General features: G+C 73.1%; 13 protein-coding genes, 1 pseudogene and 1 riboswitch. Of the genes and pseudogenes, 5 read left to right on the top strand and 9 right to left on the bottom strand.

The features are described from left to right. Positions 1 to 300: 300 nt before the first annotated feature. Positions 301 to 1,248 carry a YihY/virulence factor BrkB family protein gene (locus tag ACYVOF_RS20045; RefSeq protein ID WP_460869688.1) on the top strand — a complete coding sequence of 316 codons (948 nt, stop codon included), beginning with the start codon at positions 301 to 303 and terminating at the stop codon, positions 1,246 to 1,248. Between the two features lie 77 nt (positions 1,249 to 1,325). Here ACYVOF_RS20045 and thiC read toward each other — a convergent pair. After that, a pseudogene (thiC, locus tag ACYVOF_RS20050) lies at positions 1,326 to 3,149 on the bottom strand (phosphomethylpyrimidine synthase ThiC); the annotation flags it as partial. A gap of 73 nt (positions 3,150 to 3,222) precedes the next feature. Continuing rightward, positions 3,223 to 3,336, bottom strand: a riboswitch (TPP riboswitch). A 373-nt stretch (positions 3,337 to 3,709) separates the two neighbouring features. On the opposite strand from thiC, the gene ACYVOF_RS20055 reads away from it, so the two are divergent. After that, entirely contained in the window at positions 3,710 to 4,402 is a 693-nt protein-coding gene (locus tag ACYVOF_RS20055; RefSeq protein WP_460869690.1) for a phosphatase PAP2 family protein, read from the top strand. A gap of 139 nt (positions 4,403 to 4,541) precedes the next feature. Beyond that, a complete protein-coding gene (lgt, locus tag ACYVOF_RS20060) occupies positions 4,542 to 5,513 on the top strand; it encodes a prolipoprotein diacylglyceryl transferase (protein WP_460869691.1) in 972 nt (323 codons plus the stop codon). A gap of 126 nt (positions 5,514 to 5,639) precedes the next feature. Here the strand turns inward: lgt and ACYVOF_RS20065 are convergent, their stop codons facing one another. The 3 genes from ACYVOF_RS20065 to ACYVOF_RS20075 all read right to left on the bottom strand — a co-directional run bounded on the left by ACYVOF_RS20065 (position 5,640) and on the right by ACYVOF_RS20075 (position 7,063). After that, the gene (locus ACYVOF_RS20065) at positions 5,640 to 5,804 is read right to left on the bottom strand and encodes a hypothetical protein (protein ID WP_460869693.1); all 165 of its coding nucleotides are present in this window, start codon (positions 5,802 to 5,804) and stop codon (positions 5,640 to 5,642) included. Next, positions 5,801 to 6,148 (bottom strand): DF family (seleno)protein, encoded by a 348-nt coding sequence (locus ACYVOF_RS20070; protein WP_460869695.1) that lies wholly within the window; start codon positions 6,146 to 6,148, stop codon positions 5,801 to 5,803. Before ACYVOF_RS20070 ends, ACYVOF_RS20065 begins: the two co-directional genes overlap by 4 nt. A gap of 549 nt (positions 6,149 to 6,697) precedes the next feature. Then, complete coding sequence (locus ACYVOF_RS20075) at positions 6,698 to 7,063, bottom strand: hypothetical protein (protein WP_460869697.1); 366 nt, start codon at positions 7,061 to 7,063, stop codon at positions 6,698 to 6,700. 482 nt (positions 7,064 to 7,545) lie between these two features. On the opposite strand from ACYVOF_RS20075, the gene ACYVOF_RS20080 reads away from it, so the two are divergent. Further along, positions 7,546 to 7,968, top strand: a complete 423-nt coding sequence (locus ACYVOF_RS20080) for a MobC family plasmid mobilization relaxosome protein (RefSeq protein WP_460869699.1) — start codon at positions 7,546 to 7,548, stop codon at positions 7,966 to 7,968. Between the two features lie 10 nt (positions 7,969 to 7,978). After that, entirely contained in the window at positions 7,979 to 9,706 is a 1,728-nt protein-coding gene (locus tag ACYVOF_RS20085; RefSeq protein WP_460869701.1) for a relaxase/mobilization nuclease domain-containing protein, read from the top strand. Positions 9,707 to 9,796: 90 nt separating this feature from the next. Here the strand turns inward: ACYVOF_RS20085 and ACYVOF_RS20090 are convergent, their stop codons facing one another. From ACYVOF_RS20090 to ACYVOF_RS20110, 5 genes are all read right to left on the bottom strand, one after another. Continuing rightward, a complete protein-coding gene (locus ACYVOF_RS20090; protein WP_460869703.1) occupies positions 9,797 to 10,459 on the bottom strand; it encodes a hypothetical protein in 663 nt (220 codons plus the stop codon). A gap of 30 nt (positions 10,460 to 10,489) precedes the next feature. After that, positions 10,490 to 10,951, bottom strand: a complete 462-nt coding sequence (locus ACYVOF_RS20095; RefSeq protein ID WP_460869705.1) for a DUF4913 domain-containing protein — start codon at positions 10,949 to 10,951, stop codon at positions 10,490 to 10,492. Next, the gene (locus tag ACYVOF_RS20100; RefSeq protein ID WP_460869707.1) at positions 10,948 to 12,726 is read right to left on the bottom strand and encodes a type IV secretory system conjugative DNA transfer family protein; all 1,779 of its coding nucleotides are present in this window, start codon (positions 12,724 to 12,726) and stop codon (positions 10,948 to 10,950) included. The genes ACYVOF_RS20095 and ACYVOF_RS20100 overlap by 4 nt, the downstream gene beginning before the upstream one ends. Further along, the gene (locus ACYVOF_RS20105) at positions 12,723 to 14,333 is read right to left on the bottom strand and encodes a hypothetical protein (protein WP_460869709.1); all 1,611 of its coding nucleotides are present in this window, start codon (positions 14,331 to 14,333) and stop codon (positions 12,723 to 12,725) included. The genes ACYVOF_RS20100 and ACYVOF_RS20105 overlap by 4 nt, the downstream gene beginning before the upstream one ends. 131 nt (positions 14,334 to 14,464) lie before the next feature. Continuing rightward, positions 14,465 to 15,973, bottom strand: coding sequence for an SCO6880 family protein (locus tag ACYVOF_RS20110; protein WP_460869711.1), 1,509 nt, complete (start codon positions 15,971 to 15,973; stop codon positions 14,465 to 14,467). Between the last annotated feature and the right edge of the window lie 534 nt (positions 15,974 to 16,507).

Genomic DNA, 16,507 nt, shown 5'->3' on the forward strand with positions numbered 1-16,507 from the left:
GTGGCCGTCTCACCTCACGACGCCACGCCCATCAGCGAAGCCGTACACCACGTCCCTGGACGCAACTCCACAGGGTGGTCACCGACCCCGCCCTGACCACGACCCCGGGCACAGGTCGACCGTCCACAACGTCGGGGGTGGTGCCCCCGGGTTTCACGGTGGAGTCGTGCGCGGGGTGGCGTTGTGGAACGGTCTCGGTCCGGCGAGCCCAACTGCTGCGGTTCGGCGGACGGGTACTTCGGTGAGGAGCTGGTTGGTGTGACGGGGCGGGTAGATGAGTTCCAACGCGACCATGCGGGGGTGGGGGTGCCGCTGGCGGTGGTCTACAAGTACTTCGACGACCAGGGCGGGTACCTGGCCGCGTTGATGGCCTACTACGCGTTCCTGTCACTGTTCCCGCTGCTACTACTGCTTTCGACGATCTTGGGGATCGTGCTCGTGGGGCACCCCGCGGTGGCGGAGCAGGTGCTGCACTCGGCGTTGAGCCAGTTCCCGGTCATCGGGGACCAGCTGGGTCAGCCGGCCCGCATCGGGGGTGGGGTGTTCGGGCTCGTGGTCGGCATCCTGGGGGCGGTGTACGGCGGGCTGGGGGTGGCCCAGGCGTTGCAGAACGCGATGAACACGGTGTGGTCGGTGCCCCGCAATGACCGCCCCAACCCGGTCAAGGCCCGGGGGCGGAGCCTGCTGCTGCTGGTCACGGTGGGGGTGGCGCTGCTGGCGACGACGGTGCTGTCGGCGCTGGGCGGGTCCGGGGTCGGCGCCCTGGGTGTCGGGGTCAAGTTCCTGGTGTTAGTGGTGTCGGTGGCGGTGAACGCCGCCGCGTTCGTGGTGGCGTTCCGGGTGGCCACCGCCCGGGCGCTGTCGACGCGGGAGGTGGCCCCGGGGGCGGTCGCGGCGGCGGTGGTGTGGCAGCTGCTGCAGTCCTTCGGGGTGATCTACGTGGGTCATGTGGTGAAGGGGGCCAGCGCCACCAACGGGGTGTTCGCGGTCGTCCTGGGCCTCGTGGCGTTCCTCTACGTCACCGCGGTCGCGGTGGTGCTGTGCGCGGAGCTCAACGTGGTCCTGGCCGACCGGCTGCACCCGCGGGCGTTGCTCACCCCGTTCACCGATGACGTCGAGCTCACCCCCGGTGACCGCCGCGCCTACACCGCCCAGGCCGAGGCGCAGCGCAGCAAGGGCTTCGAGGACGTCGACGTCAGCTTCGAGGGGTCATCGAGCGACCCGTCCCCGGCGGACACGACCGGGTGACTGCCGACACCCCACCGCGGGGACGTCGAGGCCCCCCGGCGAGGGTCCCTGGCGCCCGTCGCGGCGCCACCGGGGACTCAGTCGGTGGTGGGTGGGGTGGGGGTGACGGTGGCGGTGAGCTCGTCGATGGGGAGGTAGACGCGGGCACCTTCCTGGCGGAACTCGGTGGACTTCTCGGCCATCCCGACCTGCAGGGCGGTGGTGGTGTCGAGGTTGTGTTCTGCGGCGTAGTCGCGGACGTCCTGGCTGATCTTCATGGAGCAGAAGTGGGGCCCGCACATGGAGCAGAAGTGGGCGGTCTTCGCGGCGTCGGCGGGCAGTGTCTCGTCGTGGAAGGACTGCGCGGTGGTGGGGTCGAGGGAGAGGTTGAACTGGTCTTGCCACCGGAAGTCGAAGCGGGCCTCGGAGAGGGCGTCGTCCCAGGCTTGGGCCCCGGGGTGGCCTTTGGCGAGGTCGGCGGCGTGGGCGGCGATCTTGTAGGTGATGACCCCGTCCTTGACGTCGTCGCGGTCGGGTAGGCCGAGGTGTTCCTTGGGGGTGACGTAGCAGAGCATCGCGGTGCCGTACCAGCCGATCATCGCCGCCCCGATCGCGGAGGTGATGTGGTCGTAGCCGGGTGCGATGTCGGTGGTGAGGGGGCCGAGGGTGTAGAACGGGGCCTCGTCGCAGACCTCGAGCTGCAGGTCCATGTTCTCCTTGATCTTGTGCATGGGGACGTGCCCGGGGCCTTCGACCATGACCTGCACGTCGTGGGCCCACGCGGTCTTGGTGAGCTCACCGAGGGTGCGGAGCTCGGCGAACTGGGCGTCGTCGTTGGCGTCGGCGATGCAGCCGGGGCGCAGGCCGTCCCCGAGGGAGAAGGTGACGTCGTAGGACGCCATCAGCTCGCACATCTCCTCGAAGTGGGTGTAGAGGAAGTTCTCCTGGTGGTGCGCCAGGCACCACGCGGCCATGATCGACCCGCCGCGGGACACGATCCCGGTCTTGCGCCGCGCGGTGAGCGGCACGTAGCGCAGCAGGACCCCGGCGTGGACGGTGACGTAGTCGACGCCCTGCTCGAACTGCTCGACGAGGGTGTCGCGGTAGATCTCCCAGGACAGGTCCTCGGCCTTGCCGTTCACCTTCTCCAGGGCCTGGTAGAGGGGGACGGTGCCGATGGGGACGGCGCTGTTGCGGACGATCCACTCCCGGGTGGTGTGGATGTTGCGCCCGGTGGAGAGGTCCATGACGGTGTCCGCGCCCCACCGGGTGGCCCACGTCATCTTCTCCACCTCCTCCTCGATGGAGGACGCCACGGCGCTGTTGCCGATGTTGGCGTTGATCTTGACGAGGAAGTTGCGGCCGATGGCCATCGGCTCGAGCTCGGGGTGGTTGACGTTGGCGGGCAGCACCGCCCGGCCGCGGGCGATCTCGTCGCGGACGTGCTCGACGGTGACCCCCTCGCGCAGCGCGACGAACTCCATCTCCGGGGTGACCTGACCGCGGCGGGCGTAGCCGAGCTGGGTGACGGTGGCCCCGGGGACGGCGCGGCGCGGCTTGAGGGCACCGGCGAAGACCCGGTCGAGGTCGCGGTGATCCGCGCTCTTGTGCCCGTTGTCGACCGGGAGGACGGGGCGCCCGTCGTAGACCTCGGTGTCGGCCCGGTCGGTCAGCCACGCCTCCCGGGTGCGGGGCAGCCCCAGGCGGATGTCGGTGCGCAGCGTCGTGTCGGTGTAGGGCCCGGAGGTGTCGTAGAGGACGACGGAGTCCCCGTTCGTGAGGTCGACCTCCCGCATCGGCACCTGCAGGTCCGGGCGGGACCCGGGCAGATAGACCTTCCGGGACCCCGGGAACGCTGTACCGCGTCCAGCAGAACCAGACGCCGAGGCATCCCGGGAGTCAGGGGAGACCGTCGAGTCAGCGGAGTCCGGGGACTCGACAGAACCAGCGGAGTCCGGGGACTCAGCAGAACCAGGGGGTGGGGTGTGGACAGCAGTCATCAGAGGGGTTCCTCCCTACGCCGGTACTAACCGGGTCAGGTGCGAACGGTCAGCGGCCGGTCCTGCCGCCCTCTCGGCCTCGGTACGTGAGGCTCCCGTGGGGTCGCCCGACCCTAACCGCACGGTCAGCTGATCCTCGGGCAGTTCCTGGCGCGCCGTCATTGCCGTCCGGGTGGGGTACTCGGCCTGGGTGAGCTCGGTGGTGGTCCACCCGCCGACAGGGGCGGCGGCTTTCTTGGCTCTTCGACGACGAGGATGACGTGCACTTCACGGACGACGAGATCATCACCGCCGTTGTCGGCCCGTCATGGACGACCTCGCCGACTCTCAGCGGGTTCACAGCACCTACCGGTCACGGTGTGGGGGTGGCCAGGGGTGGGCCCGGTTCTCTGCGGTGCGGGGTTTCGACCGGCCTCTGGTAACGCCTTGTCGGTCTGGTCCCGGTGTTTCGGGGTCGGTGATCCTCGAACAGAAGTGAGTGCATGAGCGTGTCCGATCCGGTGACGGTGCTGGCCTTCGACGGTTCCCAGGTCGATGGGTCGTGGTTCACCGCGGTCACCGACTTTGCCCGCAGCACCGGGTGGCTCAACCCGGTGGTGTCGGCCTACTCCGCGTTCGGGGTCGGGGTGTTCGTGGTGCTCATCGTGGTCGCCTGGTGGACCGCGCGCCGCGGCAGTGCCGCGGTGATGACCGGGGCGCTGGCGGTGCCCGCCGCCGCGGTCCTCGCCTACGTGGTCAACGCGGTCATCAAGATTGTGGTGGCCGAACCCCGACCGTGTTACGCGTTGCCGCGCGACTTCGTCCTGGAGAAGTGCCCCCCGCTGAGCGACTACGCGTTCCCCAGCAACCACTCGGTGGTCGTCGCCGCGATGACTGCGGCCCTGTTCCTGATCAGCTGGCGTCTTGGGGCGCTGGGGGTGGTGGCGTCGGTGGTCATGGGGTTCTCCCGGGTTTACGTCGGCGCGCACTACCCCCACGACGTCGCGGCCGGGCTCCTCATCGGTGTTCTCATTGGCCTCGGGACCGCGGTGCTGGCCCGCCGCTACGCGACCCCACTGGTCGCCGCGCTGCGGACCGGGCCGCTGCGGCCACTGCTGGCCGCGGGCGGACCGCCCGCCACCGACTCCCCCGGGGACCGATCGCCCGCGGGCCGACCCCCGGTCGACCGGACCTGAGCGTGACGCGCGGCGTCCGGTCCCACGGTGCACCCGCGCAGGCGAGGCGAGAGTCGGACATCACGGTGACCACGCCTCGTGGGAGCCATGGTGGTCGGGGGGCCGCGGGCGGTGGCCCCGCGCAGAGGGGAGTGTTGACGTGACCGTGGTGCTGGCGTCGATCCCGAGTCCGTCGCAGGGGGTGTGGCACCTCGGGCCGCTCCCGGTGCGGGCGTACGCGCTGTGCATCCTCGCCGGGATCGTGGTGGCCGTGGTGCTCACCCGGCGGCGGTGGGAGGCCCGCGGGCACGACCCGGAGGACGTGTTCGACGTCGCGCTGTGGGCGGTGCCCTTCGGGATCGTCGGGGGCCGGCTCTACCACGTGGTGACCGACCCGGAGCTGTACTTCCTGCCCGGGCGCAACCCGGTCGCGGCGCTCTACATCTGGGACGGCGGGCTCGGCATCTGGGGGGCGGTCGCGCTGGGCGCGGTCGGCGCCTGGATCGGGTGCCGCCGCCGCGGGGTCAGCCTGCTCGAGATGGGGGATGCGATGGCCCCGGGCATCGTCCTGGCCCAGGCCATCGGCCGGTTCGGAAACTACTTCAACCAGGAGCTCTACGGGGCACCCACCACCCTGCCGTGGGCACTGCAGATCGACCCCTCCCACCGCCCCACCGACACCCCCGACATCGGGCTCTACCACCCGACGTTCCTCTACGAGTCGCTGTGGGACGTCGGGGTGGCCCTGCTGCTGCTGTGGGTGGGTCACCGGTGGGTGCTGCGCCGCGGGCGGCTCTTTGCCCTCTACGTCGCCGCCTACACCGTGGGCCGGGGGTGGATCGAGGCGCTACGCGTCGACCACGCCAACACCCTGCTCGGGCTGCGCCTCAACGACTGGACCTCCCTGGTCGTGTTCCTGGCCGCTGTCGCTGTCCTGCTCCACCCGTCCCGCCACGGCCCTGGCATCGACACGCGCTCAGCCAAGCCCTCGGTCAGACTCGTGGCCGACGGCACCACCCCAGGGGTCGACGACGCCTCGTCCGAGGGGTCCGCAGTGGGCCCCGGCGAGGGGCGAACCCCCGTCGACACGGCCGCTGACCAGGCGGAGCCAACACCGCCCCGCCGGACCTGACGACCCGACCCCGCACCGTCCCGGCGGACCGTGGTGGGCTAGCCCAGGTTTGTACTGGTCGTCAACACGCACAAGAACGTGCATGTCGTCGCGGTGCTTGGACGCCAACTTCACTGCTGCCGCTCGCTACGTCGGCGGGTAGAGCGCCATGTTCGGGCCCGACCCGAACCCGACCTCGACGACGTCACCGCGCAGCCTCTGCAGCGCGCGCACCCGCTGACGCCGCACGTTGATGGACCCCAGCACTACGTCGGTGAGGCGGGGCAGCAGGTGGTCAGACCAGAGGGTCACGGTGTCGGGCCCCCCGCCGGTGGCGCCGACCGGTCGGGGCGGGCGTGGCGGACCGCGGCGCGCAGCACGGCCTCGTCGGGCAGCCCTGACGATCCGGCCGGACCCCGGTAGACCCGGCAGGCGAGGGCCGGGTCGAGGGTGTCGTCGTGGTGGGGGTCGACACCGTCGACGAGGACGGTGGGGGACCCGACGAACCCGCGCCGGCGGGCTTGCTCCAGGGTGCGGATGACCGTGGTCACCACCGGGGTGTTGGGCGCACCCGCGGCGGCGCAGACCCGCCGCACCAGGTCGCGGGTCGGCGCCTCACCTGGGCAGTTCTCGACGACGAGCACCTCGATGAGCACCTCCGCAGGGTGCCACGCGCCCGGTGGCGCGGCATGCGGGTAGGCCCCCCTCAAGGTGCTGGGGTGTACACCACTCTGAGGGGCTTCACGAGCTGGCGCAGCTGGTGCGCGGAGCGGGTGGTGGTGCAGGAGTCGGTCCCGCGGGCGCGGCGTGACGAGCTGCGCCGCGCAGCGGAGCACCCCACCGTGGCGCGGCGCGGTCACCCGCCCTGCAACCCGAAGGTTGTCCGCGGAGACGCGCGGTGACGCCCGCGAGGGTGGTGACGGGGTGGTCGGGGCGGCCGCGGAGGTGCCACGGTGAGGGCCATCTGTGCGGCGCCGGATCAGCGGCGGGTCGCGGCGGTCCAGTGTCTCTCAACCTGGGTGACGACCACGCCGAGGCTGCGCCGTTCCGCGGTCAGACCGTCGGGTCCGATCGCGGCGACGGTGTGCAGCTTGGCCTGGTCCCAGAAGAGGTAGGTCAGCTCTTTAGAGGAACGTGCCGCTCCTGCGCGGTGTCCAGTGCGCGCAGTGCATCGCGCACGTCAGCCACAACGTCCCGCGGGCTGGTCATCCCTGACCCGGCTCATCCGGGTTCGAGTGCGCGTGTGTCTCGGCACCCGGAGTTTTGGTCGTCCTGGCGCCTTGTCCTGCTGCGGGGCGGCTGCGGACCCGCGATGCGCGGGGCGGGGCAAGGCCGGCGGCCTTGAGCTCGGCGGCGGTCCAGCCGCCGTCCTGGGCGGCGGTGAACGCGGCGCGGACCTCTTGGGCGGCGTCGCGTTCCGCGGTCTGCGCCGCGGTGACCGCGTGGGCCTTGCGGCGGTGCCGGTCGATGCTCTCGCCCAGGTTCTCGACCAGGGTAATGCGGTCGGCGAGCAGTGCCTTCGCGGCCGCTGCGGCGGCGGCCTTGCCGCTCGCCGGCGTGCTGGTGGTCATGTGATGCCCCCTTGGTGGGTGTCGGGAGGTGGACCACTCTGGTCGCGTCCTCCCCGGTAGTGGCCGGTCCTGTTGCCGTCGGCGGGTCACGTGGGCCGCAGGCCCATCACGTAGTGACGCTGGAGACGCCCTTGACGTGGTGGCGTCGGTGCAGACGATACGGGTGCGGGGAGGGCACCCACCGGTAAACCGCTGATCCCAAGCGGGGTAAAGGTGACGGCACGAGCTGCCCTCCTTTGGTGGTCTGTCAACAGCCCGGCGAAGCGGAGCAAGAAGCACAATCAGGCGTCTGATCGTGAACGTGGCTGGCGCTGCGCTGGCCCCGTCGGTCACACTGGAGTGTGAGCGCTGCGCTGGGCCGATGGGAGGGACGAACTGTGACGAACGACGAGCAGCCGGTCCCGATGGGCCCGGCCGACGGTGGAGGACGAGGGTCCTCGCCGGTGACCCCGGAGCCGTTGGCTGAGCCGGGGGAGGGTCGCGTGTCGGCGGTCCGCCGCGCGGTCAGCTCGCGGCGCCGGCGCCGCGTCGAGGGCGGTCGCCCCCACAAGGTCACCGTCCGGTTCTCCGACGAGGAGTTCGAGGCGGTGTCGCTGCACGCGGCGGCGGCCCGAGTCTCGGTGCCGCACTACGTGGCGTTGCGTGCCCTCGATGCCCCGTCGCGGGGAGGGGCCCGGTCGATGGACCTGGCGACGATGCGGACCTGGGCGACGGAGATGTTCTCGGTGCGCCGCGAGCTGAACCGGGTGGGGATCAACCTCAACCAGATCGCCCGGCTCCTTAACGGCACCGGTGAGGTGGCCCGTGGTGCGGAGCGCACCCTGGCCGCGACGGAGACGACGGTGGAGCGGATAGGGCCGATCACGGACTGGCTGCTCGACACCTCCGGTATGGGCCGGCCGTGATCACCGCCTCATGATCACGAAGGCGGTCCGCCAGCACGGGTCCCGGGTGCGCGGGGTCGTGGAGTACCTGTTCGGCCCGGGCCGGGCCGAGGAGCACACCAACCCCCACGTCATTGCCGCCCACGCAGGTCTGCTGGTCGGGGAGCAGGGGGCCACCCCGTTCGCCCGCAAGGTCCTCGCCGGCGAGCTCGACGCCTACCGGGTGGCCCTGGCTCCGGAGGTGACCGAGCGGTTCGTGTTCCACGCCGCGGTGAGCATCGCCGCCGAGGACGGGCCCCTGGCCGAGGAGACGTGGCGCGATGTCGCGGAGACCATCGCCGCGCACCTGGGTTTCACCCCCGACACCGACGAGGACCCGGAGGTGCGGTGGGTCGCGGTGCACCACGGGTTGTCCTCGAACGGCAACGACCACATCCACCTGGTCGCCAACCTCATCAACTCTGACGGCCGCAAGCACCGCTTCCCCCGCCCCCCGGGGGTGATGCTCGGCGAGGTCCGCAAGACCCTGGAGATCCGCCACGGGCTCCGCCAGGTCGGGCACACCAACGGGGTCGACCACGGCACGGGGCTCGGCGGGCACACCCGCGCCGAGGTCGAGCGGGCTGCCCGCGAGCAGCGGTCCCTCAGCGCGGGACCCGGCGGGCCCGGGAGCGAGGCGGCCCTGGTCCTCGACGGCGGGACGCCGGCACCCGGTGGTCACCGCGCTCCGGTGCTCGAGCCGGAGTCGGTGCGCCTGGAGCGGGCGGTGCGGGCCGCCGCGTCAGCAGCGAGCACCGAGGCCGACTTCGTTACCGGGCTGCGTGAGCAGCGCGTCATCGTCCGGCCCCGGATGGCCGCCGGGTCCCGCAGCCAGGTCGTCGGTTACTCCGTGGCCCTGCCTACCGGCGGGGGTGGTGAGCACCTGCTGTGGTTCGGCGGTGGCCGGCTCGCGAAGGACCTCACCCTCCCCGCGCTGCGCGCGGTGTGGGAGCACGGCCAGGACGATGCGGCGGGGATCGCCGCGGCCCGGCAGGCCGCGGTCGCGGCGTGGTCCTCCCGTGGCCCGGTGGGGGAGCAGCGGGACACCGGCACCGCCACCCCGGTGCGCCGCGACGTTGCGGCCGACCTGGAGGCGACCCGCCGGCGGATCAGCAACGTGGGTGCGTGGGCAAGCACCGTCGGCACCACCGATCCCGCGGTGGCCCGGGAGGCTGCCCGCGCGACGGCCGGACTGCTCGCTGCGGCGGCGACGAGGCTGCCCCCGCACGAGCAGGTCCCGTTCCACGCCGCGGCCCGGGCGCTAGCCCGGTTGGGCCAGCCGGACCGGGCGGGGCTGCGCACCGTCCCCGGCGGTCAGGGCACCGATCACGGCTCGGGTCCGCGGGTGATGGGGGCCGGTGCGATCGGGGCCGCGTTGCTCGGCGCCGCGACCGGCAGCTCGAGCCGGGCGGGGTGGATCGCGGTCTACCAGGCCCTCGCCACGACCACGACGCTGGTCACGATCGCCAACCGGTCCACCGAGGCCGCCCGAGCCGAGCAGGACGCCGCAGAGGTCGCGGCCCGCAAGGTCATGGCGCTCACCGGGGCGGGAACGAGGACGGCAGCCGGGCCGCGGAACCTCGACACCTCGTTCCCCATCCCGCTGCACGAGCAGATCGCTCACGTCCGCCGCACCGAGCAGCGTCCCGGCGAACCCCCGCGCGGCCCCGTGCAGCCCTTCGCGCCTGGCCGGGACCGCGACACCGGGCCCGTGCTCTGACCCGACCCGTCTGAGGGCAGAGCGCGGCCCCGACTACCTCTCCCCGGGTCGGGGAGGGGGTCGGGGCCGGGAGGGGCTGCGGTGGGTCCGCTACATCTCCAAGCCCTGGTCCTGGTTGCGGGTGCGGGGCAGGGTCGTGGGGGAGTCGGCGGGCAGCTTCGACCCGCGACTGTTCTTGATCTGGGACCACAGGGCCCGCGGGAACGAGCGGGTCGCTTCCAGCCGGTCCGCGACGTCCGCCTCGGTGGCGGCGGTGTCGACGGCGACGGGTCGGCGACGCTCGAGCCGGTCCTGGCGCCGGTCCTGGCGCCGGCCCTGGGTGGACTTGGCGGACACGGCCGGGCGGGTGGGGTCGTGCCCGGCCGCCACCTCGGGGCCGGCGTCGGGCGGGGTCAGGGTCTCCCCGCGGCGGGCGGCCTCGCCGTCGAGGTGGTCCCGCACGGTGGCCGCGTAGGGGCTGGCGTCGGCGTAGCGGTCGGCCATGTCGCGGGTCGCGACCCGCTCCGCCGGGCTGGTGGTGTCGAAGAACGTCGGGTCGGTGGCCCGTCGCAAGGCTTGGTTCAACATCGTCTCCTGCGCGGCGACGTAGGTGTCGAGCTCGGCGCGGGTGCCGGCCGCGGCGACCCGGGCCCGGTCCGCCGCGATCTGCTGGCGGCGGGTGGCGCGCTGCCGCGCGGTGCCCACCGCCATGAGCGCGGCGCGGAGCATCTGGTCGACGGCCTCGTGCATCTCTTCGGTCTCGCGGTGCTCCATCAGGGTGTCCTTCCGGGTCGGGAGTGTGGGTCATGCCGGGGGCGGAACGTCGGGCAGGAACAGCCCCTCGGGCGGGGCCTCCGTCGGCCACGGCTCCTGCGGGCGATGCAGGTTGCGGCGGTAGTCGCACCCCCAGAACGGGCCTTCCTCGGAGGTGAGGACGCCCAGGTGGTAGTCGAGCTCGGTGCGCAGGAACCCCGACATGGTGGACGGGTCCTGCGCGCCGCGGACCGCTTCGTAGGTCCGCCACAGCGCCTCCAGCCGGACCTGGGCCTCTCGGTGCCGCCACCACGACGCGCACCAGTGGACCCCGCCGACCTCCCTGATCCAGGTGGTCGCGACGAACCCGGAGACGAACTCGGGCAGCGTCGGGTAGCGGTACCCCACGTCGCCGTCGGGGGTGGTGTCCTCGACGACCTCATACGCTGTGCCGTCGTCGGTGAGGACCGCGCTGCCCGGGGTAGGGCCGTCCACGTCGAAGCTCGCGCTCACCGCCGGTACTCCTGTTCGTGGCTGGTCACGGGGGCGCTGAGCGCGGAGGGGGCCAGCAGCGGGTTGGTCTCCCACGGCGGGGCCGCGGACGGTCTCGCGGCCGCGGCGGGGGCGACCTGGGCGGCGAAGGGGTGCGCCGACCAGTGCCGCAGCGAGACCAGGGCGGCGGGGACACCGGAGACGAACAGCACCGCCCGGGAGGTGGGCATCGACGCCAGGTCAGCGGGGTCGAGGGTGGCCTCGCGGCGGTTGGACAGCTGCATCGACCGGGACCCGCCACCGGAGGTGACGCTGCGGGTGGCGACGTCGCGGTCCCCGATGAGGGTGGAGACGTCGCGGAGGAAGTCGGGCTCGGCGATGCCGGAGCCGACGCCGCGGACGTTGCACGCCGACCACATCTTGCGCATCCCGCCCTGCCCCCACACCTGCGCGCCCTGGGAGTAGGACTGCAGGAAGACCGACACGACGATGCCCTTGGACCCGTAGTGGCTGAGCAGGTCGGGCAGGGCCGGCCAGCGGACGATGTTCGCGGCCTCGTCGAGGGCCATGAGCAGCGGCGGCACCATCCGGCCCACGGGGGTCGACTCGGCCTGGGCCTCGGCGGCGTCGGCGACGGCCATGGTCAGGGCGGCGGTGAGGGCTCGGGCGGTGCCGGCGCCTTCCTTGGACAGGGCGTAGACGGTGTCGGTGGACACCGCGAACCCCGCCGGGTGGAACCGGGGCCGGGTGTCGTCCGGGCCGGTGGCGGTCACCCAGGGCAGGACGGTGCGGTCGGTGAGGAAGCGGCACATCTTCCGGGACGTGCCGTAAACGCCGTCCTTCTGCTTCTTGTTCAGGATCAGACCCGAGAACACCGCCTCGGCCAGCTGGTCCTCACCGCGGGCGCTGAGGGCCCGGGCCGGGTCGACGTCGTTGGACGCGTTCAGCCACGTCCACACCGTCGTGACCGGGTGACCGCCCAGGGCCGCGGCGTAGAGGTACGCGGCGAGCAGGGCTTGGCCCTCCGGCTCGAAGTAGCCGTCCGAGCGGGCGTCGTCCTCGGTGACCGCCGCGGCGAACACCGCGGCCAGCTTGGTGGCGGTGGCCAGGTCGGTGACGTAGGACAGCGGGTCCCACCACCACGTCGGGTCGGTGCCCCGGACCCGCTGCGGGTCGAACACCCACACCCGGCCCACCTGTCGGCGGACGGTCTCGGTGAGGTCGACCAGGTCGCGCTTGTTCGACGTCGCGAACACCGGGCCTACGGTGGCGCAGACCTGGGGGACGACGACGCAGGAGGTCTTCCCGGCGCGGGGGCCCATGATCCAGAGCTGCACGTACTGCCAGGAGGCGTAGAGCATCTGCCCGTTGCGGGTGGCGCGGGCCAGGGGCACCCCCGGCCCGGCGTAGTCGGCGTGCAGCGCGACCGCGTCGGCCTGCGCCCGGCGCTCAGTGAGCGGGGCGAACTCCCGGGCGGTGGCCATCGCCGCGGCCCGGGAGTCGATCCACGTCCGCGACCTGGCCGCCCGCCACACCAGGGCACCGATCCCGCCCGCGACGAGGGCGAGGACAACAAGCAATGCGACCAGGACCACGGTCGCCCCAGCGGGCCAGGGCTGCCGGCCGGTGGCCAGCAGGACCAGCGCCCCGGGCGGGTTGTTGCCCACAGCGGGGCCTCCGGCCAGGCGCATCGCCCCCCACACCACCAGGCCCAACAGCACGACCGCGGTGACCCCGGCCGGTATCCACCACTGCCCCGACCCCGGGTCGGGGCGACGGTTCGGACGCCGGCTCACCAGGCACCCCCCGCCGCGGGACCGGACCCGCCCTGGTCGGCCCCACCCACCTCGGCGGTCGCCGGGCGGGACCCGTGGTGGCGGGTGCGCGCCTGCGCCCACCCCTTGTTGGTGTCGTTGACGCCGGCCTCGACCGTGGTCAGGACCACCTCGAACGGGGTGCCCGGCTTCTTCCCGACCTTCAGCAGGAACTTCCCCTGCCCCGGTGGGGCCGCGCGGCGGCCGTCCTCCGCGGAGAACCCGCCCTCGGCGGACCAGTCGGAGATCAGCGACGTCTCCGCATCGGACATGGCGAACACCTCGCGAAGGTTGCCCATCTCGGCGTCGGCAAGGCCGCCGAGGAACACCATCTCCGACCGCTCCACGAAGCCCCACGCCTTGAGGGTGGCGGCCTGGTCGGAGAGCTTGAGGTCGTTCATGGTGTGGGTGATGAGGACCTGCCCCAACACCTTCTGCCGGTTCAGCCGGGTCAGCTCGTCGACCCGGTCGACCATCTCCGGGCTGGCCTTGAGCGTGCGCCACAGCTCGTCCATGACCATCAGGTAGACCGCGCGCTCCCGCAGGCCCGAGTCGGCGAGCTCCTTGGCGGCGGAGACGGCGGACTGGCCGTAGGACCAGCACACGAGCTGGACCGCGGCCTGCAGCTTGATCTCGGCGGTGTCGATCGCGGAGACGTCGAAGACGACGGGGCGGTCGAGGAGCATCGGGGTGGTGGTGTGGCGGGAGAACGTGTCCCCGAACTGGCCGTCCTCACCCAGGGCCATGAGCGAGGCCCGCAGCAGCTCGGTGGCGTCGTCGTACCGGTTGTTCTCACCTCGGTCCAGGGACATGGCCCGCACCCGGGGGTGCCGGTCGGTGATGACCCGCACGACGTCGGCGATCAGCGGCGGGCGGCGGTGCGCCGTCGCCCCTGCCCCGCCGGTGACCTCGTCCCCGGCGGCGGCGTCGGCGTAGACGACGCGCAGGGCGGCGGTCAACATCGACTGTTCCCGGTCGGACAGCGTCCCGCCGCGGACCAGCTCGCACAGCCCGGTGAGCACGTTGAGGGCCCGGCCGAGCTGCTCGGCCTCCACCCGCCGCCGGGTCTCCGCCGGGAGACGGTGCACCTCGGTGGCCAGGGGTCCGGGGTCGAGGGGGTTGACGTGCCCGCGCCCACGACCCACCTCGATGACCTGCCCACCCAACGCGGCGATCAGGTCGGGATAGTCCGGCTTCAGGTCCGCCAGCACCAACGGGATCACCCCGAACGCCGCGGACACGTTGACGATCCGGCGGACCAGGGTCGACTTCCCCAGCCCGGGACGGCCCAGCACGAACGCGGACGGGTTCAGGATGCGGCCCGCGAGGAACCACATGATGGGGTCCCCGCACACGGTCGACCCGGTCAGCTGGTGCTGCCCCAGGGGCACCCCGTCGGTGGGGGTGCCGGAGCCGGCGGAGAACGGCCACAGCCCGCAGACCTGGACGGTGGTGCCCCGGTACTCCGGGGGCGGCTCCACCCAGGCGACGTGACCGCCACCCGGGCGCCGCCAGCCGCGTGCGGTGGGCCGGGTGTCCCGCTCCGCCCGCGCCGCCGCGTAGGCCGCCTTGCGCGCCGCTCGTGTCATGCGCTGATCGGTCGTGTCCCTCGGCGGCATCCCCGCCCCGGGGGAGACGGGGGTGTGCAACCGGACGGGGGCCATCGGGGACGGCTGCTGCCCACGGCCGCGGCGCAGCCGCGACAGGGGTCCGGGGGCGCTCACAGCGCGTCCCGGGCCCAGTCGGGCAGCGCGAGGTGCGCCGGCAACACCAGGCCCAGGGGGAGGCCGGCGGCAAAGGTGGCGGCCTGGTTGTGCCGGGCCAGACGCAGCCGCAGCTTCGTCGGCGCGGTGAGCATCGCGATGGTGGACGCGGCCCGGTTGAGCTGGTCAGGGTCCGTCACGGTGGCGGTGACGATGATCCCGAACCGCACCAGCCCGGCCCCTTCGGCCTGCTCCTCCGCGGCCTTCGCCGCGGCCCGGAGCATGGCGGTGTCGTGGGCCTGCGGGCGGGTGCGGGCCGTGGCCTGGGTGCGGGCGTCGCGGACGTCGCGCTCCACGACCCGACGAGCGGACTCCGCGGACTCCGGGCGGTAGACCAGGGTCACCCGCTTGCGGGTGATGTCAGGGTGCGGGGCCAGCAGCGGCTTCAACGTGTGGTCGTAGAACACCCCCGGTGGTGCCTCCCGCATCTGCCAGCAGATCGAGTGGGCCCCGTCGTGGTCGTAGACCTCGGCCCGGTCGTGGGCGAACCCGGGACCGGCCTCCGACCACGCCAGCCCGGTGCCGCCCTCGGCGCGCTGCCCCTCGACGAGCTGGGCCACGGAGGGGTCGTAGGCGACGCGGACGGCGTCGGTAACGTCGGCGGCGGTCATCATCCGCACCGTCGTCCCGGCCCCGGTGGTGCGCAGCCCCGCCCGGAACCCGGGCAGCCTGCGCCCGAGGTAGGACACCATCTCACCGGTGTCCCGCTTCGCCTCCCCGGCCCGCGGGCGGGCGGCGAAGGTGATCGCCACCCGGGTCGTGATCGCCGACGACGCGTCGGGGTAGGTACCGCTGATCTCGTCCAACGTCGCCACGGCGAAACCCGGTGCCTGGTTGCTGGTGTGGCGGCGGATCATCCGCAGCAGCTTCGTGCCCGGGTCCGGGGCGGTCTCCACCGTGACCGTTGCCGCGACGATGTCGGGCTCTTGGCCGAGGCGGGCGAGCCAGCCGCCCCACTGGGCGACCTCGGAGTCGGTGACGTGCTGGTCGACCAGGTCGTCGCCGGTGGCCTCGGCCTGCATCACCACCGAGTAGTGCCCGACGCTGGGGGTGATGACGACCCCGAACGGGTCGCCGTAGGCATCAATGCCCTCGACCAGCTCGGTGACGGCGAGCAGGCCGGGTAGGCGGGTGCGCCCGTCGGGGGTCTGCCCGGCCGGGCCGGACAGGTAGGTGGTGCGGCCGGCCTTCGCCGCCCGGCGGTGCACCACCCGCGAGGCCAGGCGGGAGTAGCCGGTGCGCCCGTCCGGGCCCCGCAGGGCGACCGGGGCCAGGACCACCGCCGCGAGGAGGGCGACGACGAGGGCGGCGAGGATGCCCAGGCTCATCAGGACGATCACCACCACCACCGCGGCCCCGCCGGACAGCACTGACGCGGCCAGGCCCATGCCCAGCACACCAGGTCGGCGGGGTGGGCGCAGGTTGCCGTAGGTGACCCGCTCAGTCGTGCGCGTGCTCGTGCTCATCTGTTCAGCTCCCGTTCTGGGTGTTGTCGGCCCCAGAAGGGCCGGAAGGGGTGGAGTCGTCGATCGAGGACGTGGCGGCGTCGCCCACGTGCCGGCCCGCGGTCCGCAGACCCGACCCAACCTGCGACGGCCGGGACCAGCGGTTCCCCGACCCCGACGCCGGGGCCGGACCCGACGGGACGGGCGCACCCGAACCCGACGAGCCCGAGCCGGACCCGCTCGAGCCGTACCCACAGCCGTCGGGCTCCTGCCAGGACCCACCCGAGCTGCCCGAGCCCGAGCCGCCCGTGGCCCCGGCGGGCACAGGCGAACCGCCGCCGCTGCTGCCTTCGCCGCCGGAGGACCCGTCGGACGGGGCGCCGCCCGAGGGGCCGCCGCCACCGTCGGGGCTGCCACCCCCGGTCGGACCGCCGCCGCCACCGCCGCCGGTGGGACCACCGCCCCCGGCAGCACCGGACGCGCCGCCACCGGCGCCGCCGCCGGCAGCGGCCCCGGAGGCGCCACCGGCGGACGCACCACCCGCGGCGCCACCTC

This window comes from Rhodococcus aerolatus (assembly GCF_054783215.1).